This is a genomic window from Mucilaginibacter phenanthrenivorans (assembly GCF_024721155.1).
In the GTDB taxonomy this organism is placed as follows: Bacteria; Bacteroidota; Bacteroidia; order Sphingobacteriales; family Sphingobacteriaceae; genus Mucilaginibacter; species Mucilaginibacter phenanthrenivorans.
On record NZ_JAHVAP010000005.1, the window covers coordinates 231,126 to 253,886 of the forward strand.

Genomic DNA, 22,761 nt, shown 5'->3' on the forward strand with positions numbered 1-22,761 from the left:
ACTTTTTTTGCACGCGTAATACTGCCAATCTGCATTGTTATGTCATTGAATGATGTTATACAGGCGCAAAATAAAATTGTAAAATTTTCAACGCTTTCACTGGAACAGGGTCTTTCACAAAGCGATGTAAAATGCATTATTAAGGACCACACCGGTTATATGTGGTTTGCTACCGATGACGGACTGAACCGTTATGATGGCTATCACTTTGCCGTTTATCGACACAACGCAAAAGACAAGCATTCCCTCCCCTCAAATAACGTAACTACCATTTTTGAAGACAAAGCGGGTAACATCTGGATAGGCAGCGGTGGCGGCTTAAGTTTATACGACCAAAATACCGATTCATTTACCACGTTTGTATCCAATAAAAATGACGAGCGTACGCTTTCAAGTATGGATGTGACGTCCGTTTTTGAGGATAGCAAGAACAACATCTGGGTTGGTACCTATTCGGGGATAGACCTGCTTGATGTGAAGACAAAAAAGTTTAAAAGATTTTTATACACCAAAAACCGGGATGACATTAGCAGCCACCATATCACTTCAATTACCGAAGACAATGGCGGTAATCTATGGTTAGGTACACTGGGCGGTCTCTATCGGTTCAGCTACCCTTCAGGGGCAACAAAGCTTTACCTGCACAGCAACGATATTAACAGTTTGTGTGACGACCAGGTTAATGCATTGTTGATAAATGAAGACGGAAATTTATTGATAGGTACGGCAACCAGGGGACTTGATGTGCTTGATCTCAAAACCGATTCCTTCAAGCATTACGCAAATCAACCCACAAATAAATTCTCGTTAACCAACAACGACGTAGATGCTTTGGCCCTTGCCGGGAACAAAAAGATTTGGGTGCCTACAGAAGATGGGATTGACCTTTTTGATGAAGTTAGCGGTACTTTTACCCATTACTTAAATGACGATAGGTTTAATACCAGCGAAAATAACTCCATTGAATGTGTTTTATATACCGGCGGGATCTTGTGGCTGGGCACCTATGAATCAGGCGTTAGGTACTACGATACCAATGTAACGACATTTGATTATTATTATAAATACCTTACTGATTCCAGCAAGTTAAGCAATAACATAGTGACCTCATTTGCCGAAGAGGGTAAAGGATATTGGATTGGTACCGATGGTGGTGGATTGAACTACTTGGATACCACCTCTAAAAAATTCACACATTACTATCCACAGGCTAATAAAAATTCGATAGCCGGTAAGCACATCCTCAAGCTTTTAAAGGACAAGGATGAAAACCTTTGGATAGGTTATTATAATGCCGGCCTTGACGTGCTGAATTACAAAACAAAAAAGTTTACACATTACGCGACAGGCCGAAACCCAAGCCAGATAAGCTACTATACAGTTTTTGCGCTGGCTGAGGATAAAACCGGCGACATTTGGGTTGGCATGGACAGCGAAGGTCTCAATATCATCCACCAATCAAAGGTTGTGAAGCGATACAAGCATTCGCCTTCAGATACGCTACACTCACTATCTAACAACGATGTGCGATCACTTTACCGGGATCGAGAGGGTAATATGTGGATAGGAACTTATAGCGGGTTGAACTTATACAATCCGTCAACCGACGGTTTTATACACTTTAAAACCACCACCGGCTTAACCGGTAACGCCATTATATCGATATTTGAAGATCACAAAGGCAATATCTGGGTGGGAACGTTGGGCAGCGGCCTTAATTTACTTGATAAAAAAACGAATACACTTTCTGCCTACACCTTCTCCGACAGTTCAAGGTATTCTATCGTCAATAGTATCACCGAGGATGATAAGGGCTTTTTATGGCTGGGAACCAATATGGGCCTTGTAAAGTTTAAGCCACATACAAAAGAGTTCAGAAAATATACCGCGGCCAATAATTTACAGGGCTATGAGTTTTTTATGGGCGCTGTATTAAAGGCTAAAAATGGCAAGTTACTTTTTGGCGGTCATAATGGCTTTAATATTGTTGATCCTGATTTGCTGGTGATCAATAGAACTCAGCATAATGTTGTATTTACGGGATTTCAACTGTTCAACAAAAAGGTGGCAATAGGCCCAAATTCTGTTCTTAAACAATCCATCACGCAAACACGGGAAATTACCCTAAGTTATGATCAGTCGGTTTTCACTATTGAGTACAGTGCACTAAACTACACACTTCCTGAAATGAATTCCTATGCCTACAAAATGGATGGCTTTGAAAAAAACTGGAACTACGTAGGGCAACAGCGAAAAGCTACTTACACCAATCTAAACCCGGGCGAATACACTTTTGAAGTGAAGGCTGCCAATAGCGACGGCATCTGGAATAGTAAGCCGGCAACCATTAAAATTATTATTATACCGCCGTTTTATATGACGTGGTGGTTCAGGATATTGGTATTGATAATAATTTGCCTTATTGTTTATAGCTATTCCCGATACCGTATCTATGCTATTAAAGCACAGCGAAAGGTGCTCCAAAAATTGGTTAAAGAGCAAACGGCCGAGGTGACCAAACAATCGGAAGAGCTGCAAAGCCAGGCGGAGGAATTACAGGCTTTAAACGAGGAATTACAGGCACAGTCGGAAGAATTGATGTCCCAATCCGACTATTTACAGGAACTGAATGATGAGCTTGAAGAGCAAAAGGAGCAGGAATTACAGGCGCGCAAGGAGGCTGAAAAAGCTAATAAAGCCAAGAGCGTTTTCCTGGCCACCATGAGCCACGAGATAAGGACACCGATGAATGGTGTAATGGGTATGGCATCGCTGCTTAGTGAAACACCATTAAGCGCCGAGCAACGTGAATACGCCGATATTATTAAGGTAAGCGGTGAAAACCTGCTCAATGTAATTAACGACATTCTCGATTTCTCAAAAATAGAATCAGGCCAGATGGAACTTGATCACCATGGTTTTGACCTGAGGCATTGTATCGAAGACGTGCTCGACCTGTTTTCAGAGTCAGCTGCGAAAAAACAGTTGAACCTGTTGTACCATATAGCGCTCGGGGTTCCCGAAAAACTAATGGGCGATCAACTGCGCATCAGGCAGATCCTGCTAAACCTGGTAAACAATGCTATCAAATTCACGAGTAAAGGCGAAATCGTTGTTGAAGTAGACCAATTAGGAAAAGCCGGCACCGAACTAAATCTCGGCTTTAAGATCAAGGACACCGGCATAGGTATCCCTGCTGAAAAGCTAAAGCGCCTGTTTAAGGCATTTTCGCAGGTCGACGCATCAATTACCCGCAGCTATGGCGGTACCGGCCTTGGGCTGGCTATATGCGAGCGGCTGGTTGAGCTTATGGGTGGCGAGATCGCTATTGAAAGCGAGCCCGGAAAAGGCACTTCAGTAATATTTAACATTAAAAGCAGCCGGGATGAATCGGCATCAGTTAACCAGGGCTGTAATTTAACGGCAGTTAATGGTGCACGGGTTTTAATAATTAACCAAAGCGCAACAGCGCTTAATATTTTGCAGGAACAGCTTAAGCAATGGAATTTAACACCGGTTTGCGCTTCAACTGCGGCAGACGCGTTAAAGCATTTAAAAGATGGTAAAATCAGCCTGGTAATAACCGGCACAGAGATTCCGGGAACAGATACAGGTGAACTAATCAGCTCAATTAAAAATATCGACAAAAAGGTGCCTGTGGTATTAATCTGTTCGGTATTGGAAAAAAATAAAATTAACGATCCATCGGTGAAAGTTTTGTTGGAGCCTGTTAAGCAGCAGCAATTGTGTAATATTATGCAATCTGAACTGATGAACAGCCAACCGTCGTCGCCCGAAAAAGTAACGGCTACATTGCTTTCTGAACAATTCGCGCAAAAATTTCCGATGAGCATATTAATTGCCGAGGACAACCTGATCAATCAAAAACTTATCACAAAAGTTATCAATAAGCTCGGTTATCATCCGCTGGTGGTTAATAATGGGAACCAGGTGTTAGCGGCATTAGCAAACGATTTCTTTGATATTATACTAATGGATGTGCAAATGCCCGAGCTCGACGGATTGGAAACAACCCGTATCATCCGCAAAGGCAAACAAAAACAACCCTACATCATAGCTATGACGGCCAGCGCTATGGTTGAGGATAAAGCTGCATGTCTTGAAGCCGGAATGAATCACTTTGTTTCAAAACCCATCAGTATTGGCGATTTGGTGAATGTTTTGGAACGGTCGTACATTGAAAAGGAAGTTGACCACCATAATTAGTGAATTAGTGAGGGAGTGAATTAGCGAATGCGCATCATCCTGTTAAATTATTCTCCTGCAAACTCTTCATCAACACTTTCCCGCAGATCATAAAGCAGCCATTGTTTTTTGGCGATAGATTGCGTTTTTGACTTCAGTAATTTTATAAAATCATTCACCCCTACCGGCTCATTTCCGTTGCCGTGGATCAAAACTATGCTGCCGGCCTGCGGTTGTTGCCCTTTAGCAAGCCATGCATCGGTACCTATCGGGATCAACCCAAAATCCGTTATTTCAAACACCAACTTTTGGTCAGACACCAATCCCGGGAACCGGAAAAACACTGACGGCAGCAAGCCATTTTTTAACATTGCCATTTCCGTTTCCAGTACTTCGTAATTGATATTTGTCCCGGCTTCCAGCAAAAAGTTCTCCTTAAGCGGCAGCTTTGCGCTTACCCGGTGATTAAAGGAATGATTGATCCAGGTGATGTAAATTTCGTGATCGGCCTGCATTTTTTTCAACCACTCAAGGTCTTGGGGGTGTTGCCGCATCCAGATGCCGGTAACCGATAATGCTACGGGAACCGGGTGTTCCACCTTTTTAAATTGTTCTATAATATCGGTAAAGATTATTTTGTCGAGCGGCTTATGGCTTGGGCATAGATCCGCCGTTAAGGTAATACCGGTTTGCTTTGGCATCCCGCTTTCTATCCCTGCGTCCTGGGTATTTACCGACTGCTTTTCGGCCTTTTCAAGCGCTTTTATATAAGGCGTTGCTTTAAAAAATGTGCGGGCTTCGTCGATTGTCATTGGCTTAACCTGGTAAAAATCGGGCTCGTCTATTTTCGTTTCAAGGGTTTGCGGGTTAACCAATAAAAAATAGGTTTTGCCATCGTTTACAAACTGGCGGGTAATCATCCAATCCTGCGGGGCATGTTTGGCCCAGCCGTAAAAAACCTTATAGCCGGTAATCCTGGTAAAATTAGCCTGGGCATAACCGCTTGTTACATAAACTATACTGAATAAAAAAAGGAATGATATATAAATTAGCAGTTGTTTCATTGTAGTTTTGCAGTGCAAATAACGGATAAACTTTATTTAAGTTTTGCAACACAAATTAAGCATAACAAACTTATAATACTAAATCCGTAATCTAACATCCGAAATAAACATATGACCCGTCTATCCGTCAATATCAATAAAATAGCCACCCTGCGCAACTCGCGTGGCGGCGATAATCCTAACCTGGTACAGGTAGCAAAAGATTGTGAGCGTTTCGGTGCACAAGGCATAACCGTCCACCCCCGTCCGGATGAAAGACACATCCGTTACCAGGATGTTTTCGACCTTAGGGCGATAGTGACCACCGAGTTTAACATCGAGGGCAATTGCCAGGAGCAAAAGTTTATCGATCTCGTGCTGGCCAACAAACCCGAACAGGTTACCCTGGTTCCGGATATTTTAGGGCAGATAACTTCAAACCACGGATGGGACACGATTGCCAACCAGCAATATTTAACAGATATTATAAAGGTTTTTAAAGACGCTGGCATCAGGGTTTCTATTTTTGTTGATCCGGTTGTCGAAATGGTTGAGGGCGCCGCCAAAACAGGTACCGACCGAATAGAGCTTTATACCGAGGCATATGCACACCAATACGCTCAAAATAAAGAGCAGGCCATTGCGCCTTATATAAAAGCAGCCGAAGCAGCCGAAAAACTCGGCTTAGGCATTAATGCCGGACACGACCTTGATCTGCATAATCTTAAATACTTTGCTGAAAACATCCCCGGTTTGGATGAGGTAAGTATAGGACACGCGCTTATCAGCGATGCGTTATATTATGGATTAGAGAATACAATACAGATGTATTTGAGGCAGCTGGCGGGGTGATACTTCAGCGCTAATTCGAGGTTAGCGATTATACTCCATCGCAACGGAATCCGGTCCCATTAATTTTAAATAATGGTCATCCAGCTTTTGGATCACGAAGGCTGTATAAGGTTTATTTCCTTGATACGAGGTAAAAACGGTATCGCCTTTTGTAAAATAATCTTCACCTTCGCCGCCATCCATCGTAAAAAGTTTATCCGTTACTTGCAGCTTTGATGAACCGTCCTTTGACCTCCAGTTTCCTTCCAGCTTATTGTTTTTCTTAGGACTGGAAGTGCACGCAACCCAAAGCAAAACGAAAGCGCAACCCAAATGAATAAATATTAATGCGAACCTTTTCATAGTAATAGAACAGCAGCATCCTTTAAGTAGGATGCTGCTTTTTGACTGTTTTTTATGATGCAGGTTTATCCATCAATTCTGATTTTTTAAGATAAACGCGATGCCCCTTTTTATTGATGTAATAGTAATGTGAATGTTTGTTAATGTAAACGGTTTGCCCGTTAGGGCCACATTTACCTTCATATTTCTTGTCGACAACTACTGCGGCTCCGCTTGCTGCGGTGTGGGCAGTTGCGTGACCAACCTTTGTGGCCGTTTTACTTATTTTATGGCCAAGGGTTGAATCCTTGTGTGTTTGTGCGTTGCTGTTGGCAAATGAAAATATGCCGGCAGCAACCAATGCTACTTTAAGTACGTTTTTCATGATGGTATTTGAATTTGTTTAAATAAACTAGCTCAAATGTTCTGCCAAATGTTTCATTTCAAGCGCGGGTGGCCTTTTTTCATATAAAATGGCATATACTGCGTTGCAAATAGGCATGTTTACGTTGTACTGTTTATTAACCTGGTGTAGGCAATTTACTGCATAATATCCTTCAGCTATCATGTTCATTTCCAGCTGCGCCGATGTTACCGTATAGCCTTTTCCTATCATGTTTCCAAAAGTACGGTTACGGCTAAACTGTGAATAAGCTGTGACCAGCAAATCGCCCAGGTAGGCCGACTCCATTATGTCACGGTCAATTGGGTGCACAGCATCCACAAAGCGCTTCAGCTCGCGGATGGCATTTGCTATTAAAACCGCCTGGAAATTATCGCCGTAGCCAACGCCATGACAAATGCCGCTGGCAATGGCAAATATATTTTTAAGAACAGCGCCGTATTCAGTTCCGTAAATATCGTCAGAAACAATGGTCTTTATATACCGTGTGCTAAACATGCCTGCAAATTCAACTGCAAGGGTATTATTGCGGGATGCTATGGTTAAGTAGGATAGCTTTTCAAGTGCAACCTCCTCAGCATGACAGGGGCCGCTGATCACGATAAAATCATTGAACGAAATACCGTAATGCTGGTTCAAAAATTCGCCAATGATCTGGTTCTCGTCGGGCACAATACCTTTTATGGCGGATATTATTTTTTTACCGGCCAGGTCGGCAGGTGTTATGCCTGCAAGCGCTTCCTTTAAGAACGCTGCGGGTACATTCAGCAGCACAAAATCAGCATTGCTGATGGTGCTTTTTAAATTAGTCGAGATATTTTGCGCCGGCACACTTATTTCAACCGAACTGATGTAATTGGGGTTATGCCTGAACTTTTGCAGGTGTTGAACTGCGGACTCATTCCGCATCCACCAAAAAATTTCCTTTTCAGTGCTGTTATCGGTAAGTATCTTAACATTGGCCGTAGCCCAGCTGCCTCCGCCAACAACGGCGATCGTTTTCCTCTTATTACTCATCAACAATAAAAATGTCCTGCCAGGTTTAATTGACAGGACAAATTTAGTGATTTTATCATGAACTAGTTTGCAGTTTCCGGTTGGCAGTTTGCAGTCAGTAACTTATTTCTCAGCTTCCCATACTGCCAACTGCACACTGTCAACTGCTTACTAATTGCCCGTTGGTACAAATAGCTTACTCTTGTCTACCTTTTCAACAATCATTTTATCAGTTAATATTTTCGAAATAGTGGCAAATGGCGCCGAAACTACTTCATCGCCGCTTTTTAAACCTGAAAGGATCTGGATATAGCTGTCATCCTGGATGCCTGTTGTTACCTGCACCTGTTTTACCTTACCAGCACTGTAAACAAACACATATTCTTTTACCGGTGCAGCAATAGCTGGTTTTGATTTGTCCTCATCTTTTTTAGCACCGGTGCTGTCCTTCTTTTCCTGGCGGGTAGTAACCGACTGGATTGGAACAGATAGCGAATTGGTGTGGTTGGTGCTGATATCAACGGTAGCGGTCAATCCCGGGCGGAAGGGTACCTGGTTGTTGGCAGTTTTAACCAACAGGTCCTTATACGACTCTGGGCTTATCCTCACCTTAACGGTAAAGTTGGTCACCTGGTCGGCATTGGTACCTACCACATTGGCCGAACTACCAATTTCAATCACCCTACCGCCAAAGGTCTTACCATAAAAAGCGTCAACCTCAATTTTTGATGAATCGTTAAGCTTTATGCGGTTAATATCATTTTCATTCACGTCAACATTTACATCAAGCTGGCTCAGGTCTGATATGGTCATGATCTCGGTACCGGCAAATTGCTGGGTACCTAATACACGTTCGCCAATTTCTACCGATAGCTTTGAAACTACGCCGTCAACCGGCGCATAAATGGTTGTTTTAGCCAGGTTATCCTGAGCTTCTTTAACAGATGCGTTTGATTGAGCCAATCCATATGTAGAGCCAATAACGTTTTGCTTAGCGGCTTCCAATGCAGCCTTGGCACCTTCGTAGTTTGCCTTGGCAGCATCAAACTCGGCCGCTGTTAATACTTTATTGTTGTACAACGCCTGATCGCGTTTGTAGATCGAAGCCTGGTTTTCAAAAGTTGCTTCGGCTTGTTTAAGCATCTGGCTGGAATTGCCAACGCTTGCCTTTTGGCTATTGTAAGATGCTACCGCACGATCATAACCCGACTGCAAGATATCAGGACGGATCTTGCAAAGCAGTTGTCCCTTCTTAACCACATCGCCTTCCTTTATCGGCAGTTCAACAACCTCACCCGACACCTCAGGGCTGATCTTTACTTCAAGATGCGGCTTAATTTTTCCGCTGGCCGATACCGATTCAGAGATGTCACGATTAAGCGCCTTTTCAGTAGCAACCTGCGTTTTATCAGGCTTGCCGATAACGCCCGCAACCTTTAGCACAATAAGCAGAACGATAAGTGAGCCTAATGCGATCAGAATATATTTTGTAGTTTTTCCCATGATTCTATTTTATTTCGGAAGTCGGATTTTCGATTTCGGATTTTATTTTGATTGTGATTTTACTTTTTTCTTCCGGACTTCCGGACTTCTTATTTCTTCTTTTGGATTTGCTATCCGCACATCTTCATATTCGCACATCCGCACATCATAAAGTAATCGGGTTACCTATGTAATAGTCAATTACCTTGCTGCGGAATATTACCTGGTATTGCGCTTCTATCATATCATTTTGCGATTTGTCGAAATTTGTAACCGCTGTATTGTAATCCAGCGTGTTTACAAAACCGGCATCGTAGCGCTGCTTGGTGATATTTAAAGCTTCTTTGTTCGATTCGAATGTTTGCTTTGCAGACAAGTAACTCTTTTCAGCAGCTTCCAGGTCAAGTGTGGCCTGTATAATTGTTTTACTTAAATTGTTTTTAGCTATTTGGGTGGCCAGCTCGGCGTTCTGATAATTCAGCTTTGCTTTACGTACCGAAGTGCGCGCGGTAAAATGATTAAAAATGGGGATCTGCACACTTAAGCCTATCGACTGGTTGAAGTTGTCGCCAAACTGGTTTGTAAATGAGTATGGGCCATATATAGGTTGTACACTTGTGGCAACAACAGGTTGGCCGGTAGCTTGAACTGTTCCAATTTGTTGGGTAAAGGGGGATAAGCCAATTACTTTTTGCTTATTTTGATTGGAATAGTTTGACCCGACCCCACCAAATAACGATACCGTTGGGTAATAGCTTCCCTTAGCAACCTTTATAGCCTGGGCCGATGTTTGCTGCTGCAGTTCAGCAAGGCGGATATCGGGATTAATGGTAAAGGCTGTTTTAATTACCTCGGTGGCATCATAAATTGTGCGGATATTAGTTAGTTTGCTGATATCCGGCTTTTCAACGGCTATTTCTGTTGCTGGATCCATCTCCATGTATTGTTTCAATATCAGAATGGCAAGATCAACCTGGTTTTGGGCGTTGGTTAAATTCAACTCGGCTGTTGAAACCTGTGCCTTTGCCTGTGCAAGGTCGGCCATGGTTGCATTTTGCTGATCGAAGTTTTTCTGGGCCCTGTCTAAAGTTATTTTAGCCAGTTCAATTTGCTGTTTTGCAGCAGCCACTAGATCTTGGTCAGTAAGGATGGTAAGATAGTCGGTAACCACGTTTAAAAGCAGGTCGTTTTTTACCTTGGCAGTGCTGGTTTTGTTTACATCCAGCTGTAGTTTGTTCTGCAGGATCTGGTTGCGCAACTGCCCTCCCTGGAAAAGGGTAACAGCTACCGAAGCCTGCCCGTTAATATATAAAAACGACTGGCTGCTATAAGTATAGGTGGTTAAATTGGGGCTGCGGCCAAAGTTATAGGAAGCCTGCGGGTTAGCGCTCACAGTTGGCAACTGGTTATACCTGGCCTGCTTGTAATCTTCATTAGCCAGGCTTTCATTAACTACCGCCTGCTTAATGGTAAGGTTATTAGCGAGGGTAAGATCAACCGCCTTTTGGAGGCTTATCACTTGTTGTGCTTTTACCGAAGAACTCAGTAAAGCCAAACATACAATGCTTAAGATACCCGCCCTTGTTAGTTTAAATATATTTTGTGTCATAAGGTTATATTTGTTCACAGATCATGGTTGATAGTTCATAGCAACCGCGATAATTCCCTTTTATATAAATTATTAATAATTTTAGGCCATATTGCCAGCCTTAAAACTAACAGCGCTCAAGATAGCATGAACTATGAACCGTCAACCATTAGCTAAAAAATGTACTTGGTAAAAACCCCCTGGCTGCTTAAAAAGCTTTATCCCAATTTACTATGGAATGCAAACCGCAGCAGCCGGTGCATTTATCTCACTTTTGACGATGGACCTATACCGATTGTTACACCGTTTGTTTTAAATATTTTAAAACAGTACAATGCCAAAGCCACGTTTTTCTGCATCGGCGACAATGTAAACAAACACCCCGACATATTTGAACAAGTAAAAAACGAGGGGCACGCTATTGGAAATCATACCTATAATCACTTAAAAGGCTGGGATACAGAAGACAATATCTATCTTGATAACATTTTACAGGCCGATAAACTACTGGATACAAAATTGTTCCGGCCGCCTTATGGCCGCATGAAAAGGTCACAATTGAAGTTGCTGCAGGAAGCCAAACCGGGGCTGCAAGCTATAATGTGGAATGTATTGTCTGCTGATTTTGATTTGAATGTAACGCCAGAACAATGTTTGGATAATGTTTTGAAGAACACCAAAGGCGGGGACATAGTACTGTTTCATGATAGCCTGAAGGCAAAAGAAAGAATGGAATATGCCTTGCCGAGAGCAATGGAGGTGTGGAGCAGGGAAGGTTATGAGTTTAAATGCCTGGATCAGAACCCTTAGCGTTCTGGAATTTTAAGAATACCAAAGAAAATAAAGATTCTTTGTAATATTGAAGTATGACCGAAGCTGATCCACAATATCCATCAACCACCGATTTTGAAATTCAGAGAACTCCCTATCCGGATGTACAAAAGCTTGTCACACTTTTTTTTATCATACTGTTAAACACGGTGATTGTTGCAATACCGGCAGGGATAATTTTAGCTATTTTTCCCAAAATGCCATTTGTATACAAGTCGCTTTTTAACATCGTACTTTATGTAGCGCCAATGCTTCTTAGTATAAATTATGCTTTGCGAAAAAGCAAAAAGCAACAAGGTTATTCCATCAGCATAAATTTTAACAAAATACAGGGGTGGCTTGTGCCCGTTGTTATCATCGGCGCGCTGGCGTTAATCATCCCATTAGAATGGCTCTCCGATCTGATCCCGATGCCGAACTCAGTTAAGAAAGTATTTGAAGAAGCCTTTACAAAGGATGTTTTTTCTATTGCTACCGTTAGCATTGCAGCTCCAATTCTTGAAGAAATATTGTGCCGCGGAATTATTTTAAATGGCCTGTTAAAAAATTATCCGCCTTTTAAGGCTATCCTGATATCTGCCATATTTTTCGGCGCAATACATCTTAATCCATGGCAAGCGCTTCCGGCATTCATCGGCGGAATGTACCTGGGCTGGCTTTACTATAAAACGCAATCTGTCATCCCCGGAATGATCATTCATTTCACCATTAACTTTACCGCATCAATGATGCTGTTTTTACCGGGTCCGGAACAGGAGCTTAGAGCTTTTATGGGTATGCACAATTACATTTTGGCAATACTGGCTTCTGTTGTTGTTTTTGCCGGAATTTGCATTATCATCTATAAAAAAGCATGTGCCATTGCCGACCCTCTTTTCAATGTAGAATATCAAGAAGACTAAATCTCTTCCATAGCGATGGGTTTAAAACCCATCGCTATAAAAAAACATCACCCGCATTCAACTAATCTCTAACCGCCAGTCTCTAATCTCTATTTAGAACCTATCCAAATAACAATTGTACATTGGGCTGACTTCCTTTTACTTCTAATTTTTGTAAATTCGCCGGATTGACTCTACAGAGTCAATTTTAGTTATTATACACCTAAAAAATCAAATACAAATGGCTTTTGATTTAGATATGATCAAAAAGGTTTACGACCGCTACAGCACCCGTGTTGATGCCGCCCGTAAAGCTACCGGTAAACACCTTACTTTAACCGAAAAAATATTATATGCCCACCTGAGCGAAGGAGATGCCCAAACAGCATTTGGCCGTGGGGTTGACTATGTTGACTTTGCACCCGATCGTGTTGCTATGCAGGATGCTACTGCGCAAATGGCTTTATTGCAGTTTATGCAAGCTGGCCGTCCGCAGGTTGCTGTTCCTTCAACTGTGCATTGCGATCACCTGATCCAGGCTAAAGTTGGCGCTGACGCTGACTTAAGCACTGCCAAAGATGTGAACCGCGAGGTTTATGATTTCCTGGCCTCCGTTTCTGATAAATACGGACTGGGTTTCTGGAAACCTGGTGCAGGTATTATTCACCAGGTTGTGTTGGAGAACTATGCATTCCCGGGTGGTATGATGATCGGTACCGACTCACACACACCTAACGCAGGTGGTTTGGGTATGATCGCTATTGGCGTTGGTGGCGCTGATGCCTGCGACGTTATGGCCGGGCTGCCATGGGAACTAAAATTCCCTAAACTTATTGGTGTTAAATTAACCGGTAAATTATCAGGCTGGTCCTCAGCTAAAGACGTTATTTTGAAAGTTGCCGGGATCCTTACTGTAAAAGGTGGTACAGGCGCCATTGTTGAATATTTTGGCGAAGGTGCACGTTCACTTTCTGCTACCGGTAAAGGTACCATTTGTAACATGGGTGCTGAGATCGGCGCAACTACTTCGATCTTCGGATATGATGAAAAAGCAGCAACTTACCTGAGCGGTACAAAACGTGCCGACATTGCTGAGCTTGCTAACGCGATAAAAGAACACTTAACAGGTGATGATGAAGTTTATGCAAATCCTGAACAATATTTTGACCAGGTTATCGAGATAAATTTATCTGAACTTGAACCACATGTAAATGGTCCATTCACACCGGATCTGGCATGGCCTATCTCGAAATTTGCTACTGCAGTTAAAGAAAACGGCTGGCCTACAAAACTGGAAGTTGGTTTGATTGGTTCATGTACCAACTCATCTTATGAAGATATTACCCGTTCGGCATCTATTGCTAAACAGGCAATTGATAAACATTTAGTAACTAAGGCAGAGTTTACCATCACTCCGGGTTCGGAGCTGGTGCGCTATACCGTTGACCGTGATGGCTACCTCGCTACATTTGCCGAAATGGGCGGTGTAGTTTTGGCAAACGCCTGCGGCCCGTGTATTGGCCAGTGGGCGCGTCATACCGACGATCCTACCCGTAAAAACTCGATCATCACTTCATTCAACCGTAACTTTGCGAAACGCCAGGATGGTAATCCTAACACCCACGCGTTTGTAGCATCGCCGGAAATTGTTACAGCCTTCGCGATAGCAGGTGATTTAACCTTCAACCCGCTTACTGATACGCTGACCAACGAAAAAGGCGAACAGGTTAAGCTTGACGAACCATTGGGCATCGAAATGCCGATCAATGGTTATGCGGTTAAGGATGCAGGTTACCAGGCACCGGCTGAAGACGGCAGCCAGATCAATGTAATTGTTGATCCTAAATCATCACGTTTGCAATTGCTTGATCCTTTCTCTGCATGGGAAGGCACTGATATCACCGGCTTAAAACTGCTGATAAAAGCCAAAGGTAAATGTACTACCGACCATATTTCAATGGCTGGCCCATGGTTGAAATTCCGTGGCCACCTGGATAATATCTCGAACAACATGCTGATCGGCGCTATCAACTACTTTAACTTAACAGCCGACAGTGTTAAAAATGAATTAACCGGCGAATACGGACCGGTTCCTGCTACCCAGCGCGATTACAAAGCGCATGGTATAGGAACAATAGTTGTAGGCGACGAAAACTACGGCGAAGGCTCATCACGTGAGCATGCTGCTATGGAACCGCGTCACTTAGGCGTTCGTGCTATCCTGGTAAAATCATTTGCCCGCATCCACGAAACCAACCTTAAAAAACAAGGTATGCTCGGCATCACTTTTGCCGACAGCAACGATTACGAAAAGATCCAGGAGGATGATACCATCGACATCACCGGCTTAACTACTTTTGCTCCTGGCAAACAGTTAACCGTAGTGCTGCACCACAAAGACGGTTCTACAGAATCATTTGCAGTAAACCATACTTATAATGCACAGCAGATTGAATGGTTTAAAGCTGGTGGCGCGCTGAATATCATCAGGAAGCAAATGGCTTCGTAAGCTAAAAGTTTAAAGACCAAAGCAGAAAACAGCTTTCTGCTTTAAGCATATAAAAGCCTTCTCATTTTTTGGGGAGGCTTTTTTTATATTTATACAATCCTATTTAATAATTTATGAGAAAATATTTCTTTATCACCGTCTGCTTTTGTATGCTGTTGATTTCCTGCAGTCAGCCATCCCTTTACACAGGCATTAAATATCCGAAAACGAAATCTGTGGATGTGTTTTATTCTGCCGGTGAAGTTAAGCGGCCCTACAAGGTGATGGGGCGTATCATCGCTCATAAGTACTCCCGCGATATTCTAAAACAAAACCTGGCGCATGATGCAAGGCGGGCCGGAGCCGATGCTGTAATTATTATTGGGGATGATTCCTCTGTTACGGGAAAACCAAACCGTGTAGCCGCTGATGCTATTAAATACGACAGGTAACGATTCACCGTTCCAGTTTGTTGACCATTGCAATAATCGTTTTGGGCGGGTTAATGCTGGTGGATAGCCTGCCGTCACTTATTTTCAACGGATTTGAATATATTCAAAACGATACCACCTATTCCAAAATACGAGACAATCGGGCAACCCCATACTTGGTATCGAACTTTTTAAAAGTAGTTGTGGGCTATTTTATGGTTGCCGATAGCCGGTTAGTAGTGAACTTTATAGAGCGGAAAAGAAGGAAGGCTAACTAAAGATTTACGAAGTTTAACTCGTAATGATTCGTTTTCAGCGGCCTCGTTGAGGGCTGCACCGTTTAAAAACTTCGTAAATCTGATAACTTCAAACGGTTAGACAATCTTAGCATTTACCAAAGCGATTATCTTTTCCTCCAGTTTCATAGTCTTCAGCTCAATCTCATTTCCTTTAGCAATAATATCGTCAATAAACACTTTGTCCTTATACCCCGAAGCATTGATCTTCACATTCATAAAGGCACCAATAACCGCGCTGCGGGCGCAAAGGGCGGCAACGCCTGCATCGGTTACCGAGTTTGGATTACCGGTTTCGGCCATGGCCTTTATTACGGTTAAGCTTCCGTAAGCTGCCTGCATTACCTTAAACGGAATTTCAATAGCGTATTTGGTGGCATCCTGGATGGCCTTATCCCTTGCGGCCTTTTCTTCTTCTGTAGCTTTTGACAAACTGAACGCCTCCATTATTTTGTTGAACGCAGCTGTATCCTCGTCTACTAATCTTACCAGCTCATCTTTATATTGCTGACCCTTCTCCGCCCAGTCGCTGAATTCCTTCCACCTGTTGTCCCAACCTTTTTTGTGCGATGAAAGATTGGCAACCATGGTTGCCAAAGCAGCGCCCAAGGCACCCATATAAGCGGATATGGAACCACCGCCCGGTGCAGGGCTCTCGCTCGCTGTTTCATCGGCAAAATCAATCAACGTCATGGAGGCTAGTTTGGACGATGCCTTGTCCTTCAGTAAATATTCTATAATCCTTTCCTCAGGAACGAATGGCGAAAGCTCAGCAAGTCCCATTGATTTTATGGCGATCTTGATCAATTCCCTTTCACTCACACCAACGGAGCGCTGCTGTTTCAGCAGGAAATATTTACCGGCGTCAAGCATTGCTTTTAAGGGAACTAAACCCACCAGCTCGCTGCCTGTTACCCGCATACCGCGTTCTGCTGCTTTGGTGCAAACTTCATCAAAGGCTACATGTAAAGGGGTAATTTCAATATTGGTAAGGTTCATGGAGATCTGGGCTATGCCATACTCTTCAATGTACCAGCCAATAGCTTTTACTGATTTTAACGAACCGGGAATAGACTTTGGCTTACCGTTTTCATCATTAATTATTTTACCGTTGATCGGGTCACCCTCACGCATTACCCTGCCTGCCTCGCGCACATCAAAGGCAATGGAATTTGCCCTGCGGGTTGAGGTTGTATTCAGGTTGACGTTATAGGCGATCAAAAAATCGCGTGCACCAATAACCGTTGCCCCGCGTTTTCCGTCAAATTCTGCCGGACCAAAATCAGGCGCCCATTCAGGTAGTTTTATCTTCTTAAAAAATCCTTCATACTCTCCGGCACGGATCACCGAAAGATTATTTCGCTTTTTATCTGCCTGTGCGTATTCATATAAATAAGCCGGGATCCCCAATTCCTCACCAACCCGTTTTGCAAGTTTTTTAGCATACTCCGCAGTTTCCGCCATGCTGATATTCGCAATCGGGATCAGCGGACAAACATCGGTTGCGCCCATCCTCGGATGTTCGCCCTTGTGCTTGCTCATATCTACCAGCTCGCCTGCCTTTTTTATCGCTAAAAAAGCAGCCTCGATAACAGCATCCGGCTCGCCCACAAAAGTTACCACGGTACGGTTTGTCGCCTTACCGGGATCCACGTTCAGCAGCCTTACACCCTCAACAGATTCAACCTCGTTGGTGATCTGTTTAATGATATCAAGGTTTACACCTTCAGAAAAATTGGGAACACATTCGATGAGTTGTTTCATAGAGATTAGAGGCTATAGACCAGAGATTAGTTGTTTTATTTTATACTTAGATATTTAAAAAATCAGCGCAATCATTTAATCAAAAAAATCAGCGGTCGGTTTTAAGCGCCCCTGCTGATACAGGATCTCCCTATAATCATTAACCGGGTACACTTGCAAATCAGCTTTCATCCCCACATCCAAATTCCCCCTGTCGGTTAAATTTAAGGCTTTTGCTGCGCGATAGGTTAACCCGGCGAATACTTCGGCCGTGCTTAGCTTTTCGGCGGCGCTCATTACGGCGGCTTGCATTAACAGGTCGCCCATTGGGGCGGAGCCAGGGTTCCAGTCGCTGGCGATGGCAAGGCATGCACCGGCATCGAGCAATTTTCGTGCAGGCGCATAGGGCATTCCTAAACCAAGCGATGCGCCGGGTAAAGTTACGGCAACAGTATTCGAGCTGGCTAATAATTTTATTTCCTCATCCCCGCTGGCCTCCAAATGATCTGCAGAAACAGCGTCAACGTTTACGGCTACTTTGCTTCCGCTGGTAGTAAACTGGTCGGCATGCACCGTAATGTCAAAACCCATTTGTTTGGCTTTATTCAGGTAGGTGGTCGCGTTATCAGCATTGAACGCGCTTTGCTCTATAAATATATCTACCCTGTTAGCCAGGTTTTCTTTTTTAACGATAGGAAGCAGATCCGTTAAAATATGCTCCAAATACTCAATTTGACTTCCGTTAAAATCTTTCGGAACCATGTGAGCAGCTAAACAGGTGGCAACAATGGTTGCGCTGGTTTGACTAGCTGCCGCCTTAACAGCGCGTAGCTGTTTCAATTCCTGCTCAACGGATAGTCCGTACCCGCTTTTTACCTCAATGGTAGTTACTCCCTCAGATAAATGACGTTCAATTCTTTTTAATAACAGTTCGGTTAATAAGGCTTCATCGGCTGCACGCGTTTGGGTTACCGAATCCCAGATGCCGCCGCCGGCTTTGGCAATTTCCAGGTAGGTTTTCCCCTGGATACGCATAGCGTAATCCTTTGCCCTGCTGCCTGCAAAACAGATATGCGTGTGGCAATCCACAAAGCCGGGAAGCAGCACGCCATCACCTTCAATTTCATTTATTTGTGCTGACGGGTTTTGCTTGCGCAGTGTTTCAAAACCCCCAACAGCTAATATCAGCCCGTTTTCAACCACGATTCCACCATTAGAAATGACCTGTAGTTGATCATCCTTTAATGCGCCTTTTAAAGGCATCCCTGTTAAGGGCAGAATTTGGGTGAATGGACCGTGTAATATTTTCATGTTAGTAGATTATTGTCTGAATCAGAATTTTTCACCTATTGTTTGTTTTCTAAGGCGTTCAAGAAGACTATGCCGTTTTCAGAATTATAAAATTTTCAGAATATCAGGAAGCTAATTTTGTTAATTCTTAAATTCTGTAAATTCTGATTCAGATGGCTTACCAAATTTTCAAATCAAACCGCTCCGCCCAATCCTTTGCCTTATCATAGCCCGCATCAGCATGACGAAAAATCCCCATCGCCGGATCATTATATAATACCCTGCTTAAGCAAGTTGCTGCGCGATCCGTTCCATCGGCCAAAACGACCATGCCTGCGTGTTGCGAGTAACCCATACCCACACCACCGCCATGATGAAAAGATACCCATGTGGCACCACCCGCAGTATTCGACATTAAGTTCAATAATGGCCAATCTGATACCGCATCTGATCCATCCAGCATTGATTCAGTTTCCCGGTTTGGCGACGCAACCGAGCCGCAATCCAAATGGTCGCGGCCGATCACTATCGGGCCTTTTACTTTACCTGTTTTTACCAAATCGTTAAACAATAGGCCCGCTTTTTCCCTGTCGCCCATACCCAGCCAGCAAATTCGTGCAGGCAGGCCCTGGAACGAGATTTTTTGTTGTGCATTGGTGAGCCATTTGATCAATGGTTTATCGTCCGGGAATAACTCCATCAGTGCGCGATCTGTAGTAAAAATATCCTCCGGATCGCCGGATAATGCTACCCACCTGAACGGTCCCTTACCCTCACAAAATAGGGGGCGGATATATGCCGGGGTAAAGCCCGGAAAATTAAAGGCATCGCCCTCACCGCCCTGTCGTGCAAATTCACGCAGGTTATTGCCGTAATCGAATGTTATGGCGCCGCGTTTTTGCAGTTGCAGCATCAGGCCCACGTGCCTTGCCATACTGGCTAATGAAAGCTGTTTATATTCTGCCGGATCACTTGTTCTTAATAACGAAGCAAGCGTTAAGGTTAAGCCGTTAGGAATATAACCATTCAGCGGGTCATGTGCCGATGTTTGGTCGGTTAGCATATCGGGGATAAAGTTATCAAAAAGCAATTTTCCCAGCATATCACCTGCATCGCTTACTAAACCAACAGATAGCGTTTCACCTTTTTGCATGGCATCCTTTACCCAGGTAATGGCCTCATCGTAACTATGGGTCATCCGGTCGATGTATTGGCTGTCCAATCGTTTCTGTATGCGTGTTTCATCAACATCCGCCCCTAAAAAAACAGCGCCTGCCATGGTTGCGGCCAATGGCTGAGCGCCACCCATTCCGCCTAAACCGGCGCTAACTATCAGCTTTCCAGTTAAGTCGTTATTAAAATGCTGTTTCCCGGCCTCAACAAATGTTTCATACGTGCCCTGTAAAATTCCTTGCGTACCGATATAGATCCAACTGCCCGCCGTCATCTGCCCGTACATCATTAATCCTTTCGACCGCAATTCATTAAAATGCTCCCAATTTGCCCATGCAGGCACCAAATTACTGTTGGCAATCAGCACACGCGGTGCCTCCGGGTGACTACGGATAATCCCCACCGGTTTACCGGACTGCACTAATAAAGAATGATGTTCATCCAATTCCAACAGCAACTCAATGATCTTGCGTAAAGCTTCCGGGTTGCGGGCGGCCTGGCCTATCCCACCGTAAACTACCAGCTCATCGGGGTTTTCAGCAACCTGTCCGTCAAGGTTGTTGAGCAACATGCGTAAAGGCGCTTCTGTTTGCCAGCTTTTGGCGTGCAGCTGCATACCACGAGGGGCCTTATACACCGGGTGGTTGGCGTAGGTTTTAATAAATTCCGAATTCGTCATCGTTCAAATTAATTTGGTGAGCGGTTGCTGTATTATTGGCGAGGGCTAAAAATGAGCCGTCGGTAATTATTTTGTGTAAAGCGTTGATATCGTCCGACAGGATGCGGTCGTCGTCAATAAATGAAACGTGTTCACGTACCAGGGCATGGCACGCCTCAACTACCGCGGTCGATCTTAATGGTCGCCTGAAATTTATAGCTTGAGCCGCATAAAGCAGCTCGATAGCCTGGATGTATTCCAAATTGTCTATCACCTGGTTCAGCTTGCGCCCGCTGATGGACCCCATGGAAACATGATCTTCCTGCCCTAAGGACGTCGGCACGCTATCAGCGCTGGCCGGGAAACAAAGCGTTTTATTTTCGGTAACCAAAGCTGCCGTGGTATATTGCGGGATCATCAATCCGGAATTTAAGCCTGCGTTATTGATCAGCAACTTGGGCAAGCCATACCTGCCCTCACTCATTAAATAACAACGGCGGTCGGCAATATTTCCTAATTCTGCTGCCGCGATGGTAGCATAATCCAACACCATAGCCAAAGGCTGGCCATGGAAGTTTCCGCCACTAATAGTGTCTTCAGCATTAAAAACTATAGGGTTATCGGTAACCGAATTCAGTTCAATCTCGGTTAATTCCTTCAAATGCAACCAGGCATTGCGCGATGCGCCGTGTACCTGCGGCATACAACGCAGGGAGTATGGATCCTGCACCCTATCGCAGTTAACATGCGAATTGCAGATCTCCGAATCCTTCAATAAGGTATGCAGGCGTTTGGCAACCAGCTTTGTTCCCTTATAAGGGCGCAACTGGTGCAGCCTTTCGTCAAACGGCCGGGCGGAACCCATTAGCCCCTCCAACGACAGCGCACCGATCAGGTCGGCCCGGTTCAGTGCATCATCAAGCCGTTGTACGGCTTTTATAGCAAATGCAAGGATAAATTGTGTGCCGTTGATTAAGGCAAGGCCTTCTTTCGGTCCTAAAACCAGGGGCTGCAAACTATGGGATGCCAATACCTTTCCGGCGGGCAAGCGTTCTCCCTTTTCAAACACTTCACCAAAACCAATCAACGGTAAAAACAGGTGCGCGAGGGGAGCCAAATCGCCGGAAGCGCCTACTGAACCCTTTTCAGGCACAACCGGGATAATATCATTATCGATATGCCAGATAATACGCTCGAGTGTTGCTAACGCGATCCCGGAAAATCCTTGTGCCAACGCCTGCACCTTGCAGATCATCATCAGCTTGGCAATTTCCTGCGGGATGGGATTACCTACGCCAACGCTGTGGCTCTTTAACAAATTGCTTTGCAGCAACGAAGTATCAGCTTCGGAAATGCGGGTGTCGCAAAGCGGACCAAACCCAGTATTGATGCCATACACTGCCTGCCCGGCATGGACTATTTTTTCAACCTCACGCCATGAGTTTTGGATCTTTTCAGCAGCATCGGCATCAATAACACCTTTTACCTTCCTGCTGGCAATGTCCAAAGCGGTGCCTATGCTTAAATGGCTGCTGCCATAATTAAATATGTTACTCATTGGCTGCGGCATTTACTTCAACATTTAATTTATCGCTGATCCTGTCGGCAAGATTGGCCGACCGAAAAGCATTTTCCAATGCGCTAATGCTCGGCAGGAGTTCCTTACAAGCGGGATCATTATTCAATACTTCATTCATCGCCAAAAGAATGGCATCCCACACCGGCATGATCTGCGTGAGCAAAGTCCTGCCGCTATCTGTCAACTGTACCAATTGCCTACGGCCGTCATCGGCACAGGTAGCACTGGTAACCAGTTTTCTATTTTTCAAATTTGTGATCAGCTGGCTCGCCGCCGGGTGTGAAACCTCGGTTTGTTCGCTCAGTTCCTTTATAGAAAGCGATTCGTTCTTTGATAGTAAATAAAACACCGGGAACCAGCTGGCATCAAAATCGATCCGCTCATTTTGGTAAGCCCGGTTAATTTCGGCCAGGAAACCCTCGCTCAGCCGCCGTAACCGGCTGCCTAAAACAAGGTATCCCAAACTTTGATATAAATTCATGGACGCAATTTATATAAGT

At 44.1% G+C, this 22,761-nt stretch carries 18 protein-coding genes; 7 read left to right on the top strand and 11 right to left on the bottom strand.

Translation table 11 applies throughout. From position 1 onward, the window contains the following. Positions 1–39 precede the first annotated feature (39 nt). Positions 40–4,227: a hybrid sensor histidine kinase/response regulator gene (locus KXD93_RS13200; RefSeq protein ID WP_258137585.1), complete on the top strand. Its 4,188-nt coding sequence runs from the start codon at positions 40–42 to the stop codon at positions 4,225–4,227. Positions 4,228–4,274: 47 nt separating this feature from the next. On the opposite strand, the gene KXD93_RS13205 is transcribed toward KXD93_RS13200, so the two are convergent. Further along, positions 4,275–5,270: a polysaccharide deacetylase family protein gene (locus KXD93_RS13205; RefSeq protein ID WP_258137586.1), complete on the bottom strand. Its 996-nt coding sequence runs from the start codon at positions 5,268–5,270 to the stop codon at positions 4,275–4,277. Between the two features lie 111 nt (positions 5,271–5,381). Here KXD93_RS13205 and KXD93_RS13210 point away from each other — a divergent pair, with 111 nt between their 5' ends. Next, positions 5,382–6,101, top strand: coding sequence for a pyridoxine 5'-phosphate synthase (locus tag KXD93_RS13210; protein WP_258137587.1), 720 nt, complete (start codon positions 5,382–5,384; stop codon positions 6,099–6,101). 21 nt (positions 6,102–6,122) lie between these two features. On the opposite strand, the gene KXD93_RS13215 is transcribed toward KXD93_RS13210, so the two are convergent. The 5 genes from KXD93_RS13215 to KXD93_RS13235 form a co-directional block, all read right to left on the bottom strand. Next, positions 6,123–6,443, bottom strand: coding sequence for a hypothetical protein (locus tag KXD93_RS13215; protein ID WP_258137588.1), 321 nt, complete (start codon positions 6,441–6,443; stop codon positions 6,123–6,125). A 52-nt stretch (positions 6,444–6,495) separates the two neighbouring features. After that, positions 6,496–6,807: a hypothetical protein gene (locus KXD93_RS13220; RefSeq protein ID WP_258137589.1), complete on the bottom strand. Its 312-nt coding sequence runs from the start codon at positions 6,805–6,807 to the stop codon at positions 6,496–6,498. Positions 6,808–6,834: 27 nt separating this feature from the next. Next, positions 6,835–7,842, bottom strand: coding sequence for an NAD(P)H-dependent glycerol-3-phosphate dehydrogenase (locus KXD93_RS13225; RefSeq protein ID WP_258137590.1), 1,008 nt, complete (start codon positions 7,840–7,842; stop codon positions 6,835–6,837). Positions 7,843–7,992: 150 nt separating this feature from the next. Further along, on the bottom strand, positions 7,993–9,324 hold the full coding sequence (locus tag KXD93_RS13230) for an efflux RND transporter periplasmic adaptor subunit (RefSeq protein ID WP_258137591.1): 1,332 nt from the start codon (positions 9,322–9,324) through the stop codon (positions 7,993–7,995). A 145-nt stretch (positions 9,325–9,469) separates the two neighbouring features. Next, on the bottom strand, positions 9,470–10,912 hold the full coding sequence (locus KXD93_RS13235; RefSeq protein ID WP_258137592.1) for a TolC family protein: 1,443 nt from the start codon (positions 10,910–10,912) through the stop codon (positions 9,470–9,472). Between the two features lie 159 nt (positions 10,913–11,071). Here KXD93_RS13235 and KXD93_RS13240 point away from each other — a divergent pair, with 159 nt between their 5' ends. The 5 genes from KXD93_RS13240 to KXD93_RS13260 all read left to right on the top strand — a co-directional run bounded on the left by KXD93_RS13240 (position 11,072) and on the right by KXD93_RS13260 (position 15,800). Further along, positions 11,072–11,701: a polysaccharide deacetylase family protein gene (locus tag KXD93_RS13240; RefSeq protein ID WP_258137593.1), complete on the top strand. Its 630-nt coding sequence runs from the start codon at positions 11,072–11,074 to the stop codon at positions 11,699–11,701. A 56-nt stretch (positions 11,702–11,757) separates the two neighbouring features. Further along, the gene (locus tag KXD93_RS13245) at positions 11,758–12,624 is read left to right on the top strand and encodes a CPBP family intramembrane glutamic endopeptidase (RefSeq protein WP_258137594.1); all 867 of its coding nucleotides are present in this window, start codon (positions 11,758–11,760) and stop codon (positions 12,622–12,624) included. A 220-nt stretch (positions 12,625–12,844) separates the two neighbouring features. Continuing rightward, entirely contained in the window at positions 12,845–15,112 is a 2,268-nt protein-coding gene (locus KXD93_RS13250; RefSeq protein WP_258137595.1) for an aconitate hydratase, read from the top strand. A gap of 113 nt (positions 15,113–15,225) precedes the next feature. Next, entirely contained in the window at positions 15,226–15,543 is a 318-nt protein-coding gene (locus tag KXD93_RS13255) for a hypothetical protein (RefSeq protein WP_258137596.1), read from the top strand. Between the two features lie 20 nt (positions 15,544–15,563). Beyond that, complete coding sequence (locus tag KXD93_RS13260) at positions 15,564–15,800, top strand: hypothetical protein (protein WP_258137597.1); 237 nt, start codon at positions 15,564–15,566, stop codon at positions 15,798–15,800. Between the two features lie 96 nt (positions 15,801–15,896). Here the strand turns inward: KXD93_RS13260 and ftcD are convergent, their stop codons facing one another. The 5 genes from ftcD to KXD93_RS13285 all read right to left on the bottom strand — a co-directional run bounded on the left by ftcD (position 15,897) and on the right by KXD93_RS13285 (position 22,742). Continuing rightward, complete coding sequence (gene ftcD / locus KXD93_RS13265) at positions 15,897–17,582, bottom strand: glutamate formimidoyltransferase (RefSeq protein WP_258137598.1); 1,686 nt, start codon at positions 17,580–17,582, stop codon at positions 15,897–15,899. A 75-nt stretch (positions 17,583–17,657) separates the two neighbouring features. Then, entirely contained in the window at positions 17,658–18,872 is a 1,215-nt protein-coding gene (gene hutI / locus KXD93_RS13270) for an imidazolonepropionase (protein ID WP_258137599.1), read from the bottom strand. Between the two features lie 157 nt (positions 18,873–19,029). Beyond that, positions 19,030–20,703 carry a urocanate hydratase gene (gene hutU, locus KXD93_RS13275; RefSeq protein WP_258137600.1) on the bottom strand — a complete coding sequence of 558 codons (1,674 nt, stop codon included), beginning with the start codon at positions 20,701–20,703 and terminating at the stop codon, positions 19,030–19,032. Next, positions 20,681–22,240, bottom strand: coding sequence for a histidine ammonia-lyase (gene hutH / locus KXD93_RS13280; protein ID WP_258137601.1), 1,560 nt, complete (start codon positions 22,238–22,240; stop codon positions 20,681–20,683). The genes hutU and hutH overlap by 23 nt, the downstream gene beginning before the upstream one ends. Further along, the gene (locus KXD93_RS13285; protein WP_258137602.1) at positions 22,233–22,742 is read right to left on the bottom strand and encodes a MarR family winged helix-turn-helix transcriptional regulator; all 510 of its coding nucleotides are present in this window, start codon (positions 22,740–22,742) and stop codon (positions 22,233–22,235) included. Before KXD93_RS13285 ends, hutH begins: the two co-directional genes overlap by 8 nt. Between the last annotated feature and the right edge of the window lie 19 nt (positions 22,743–22,761).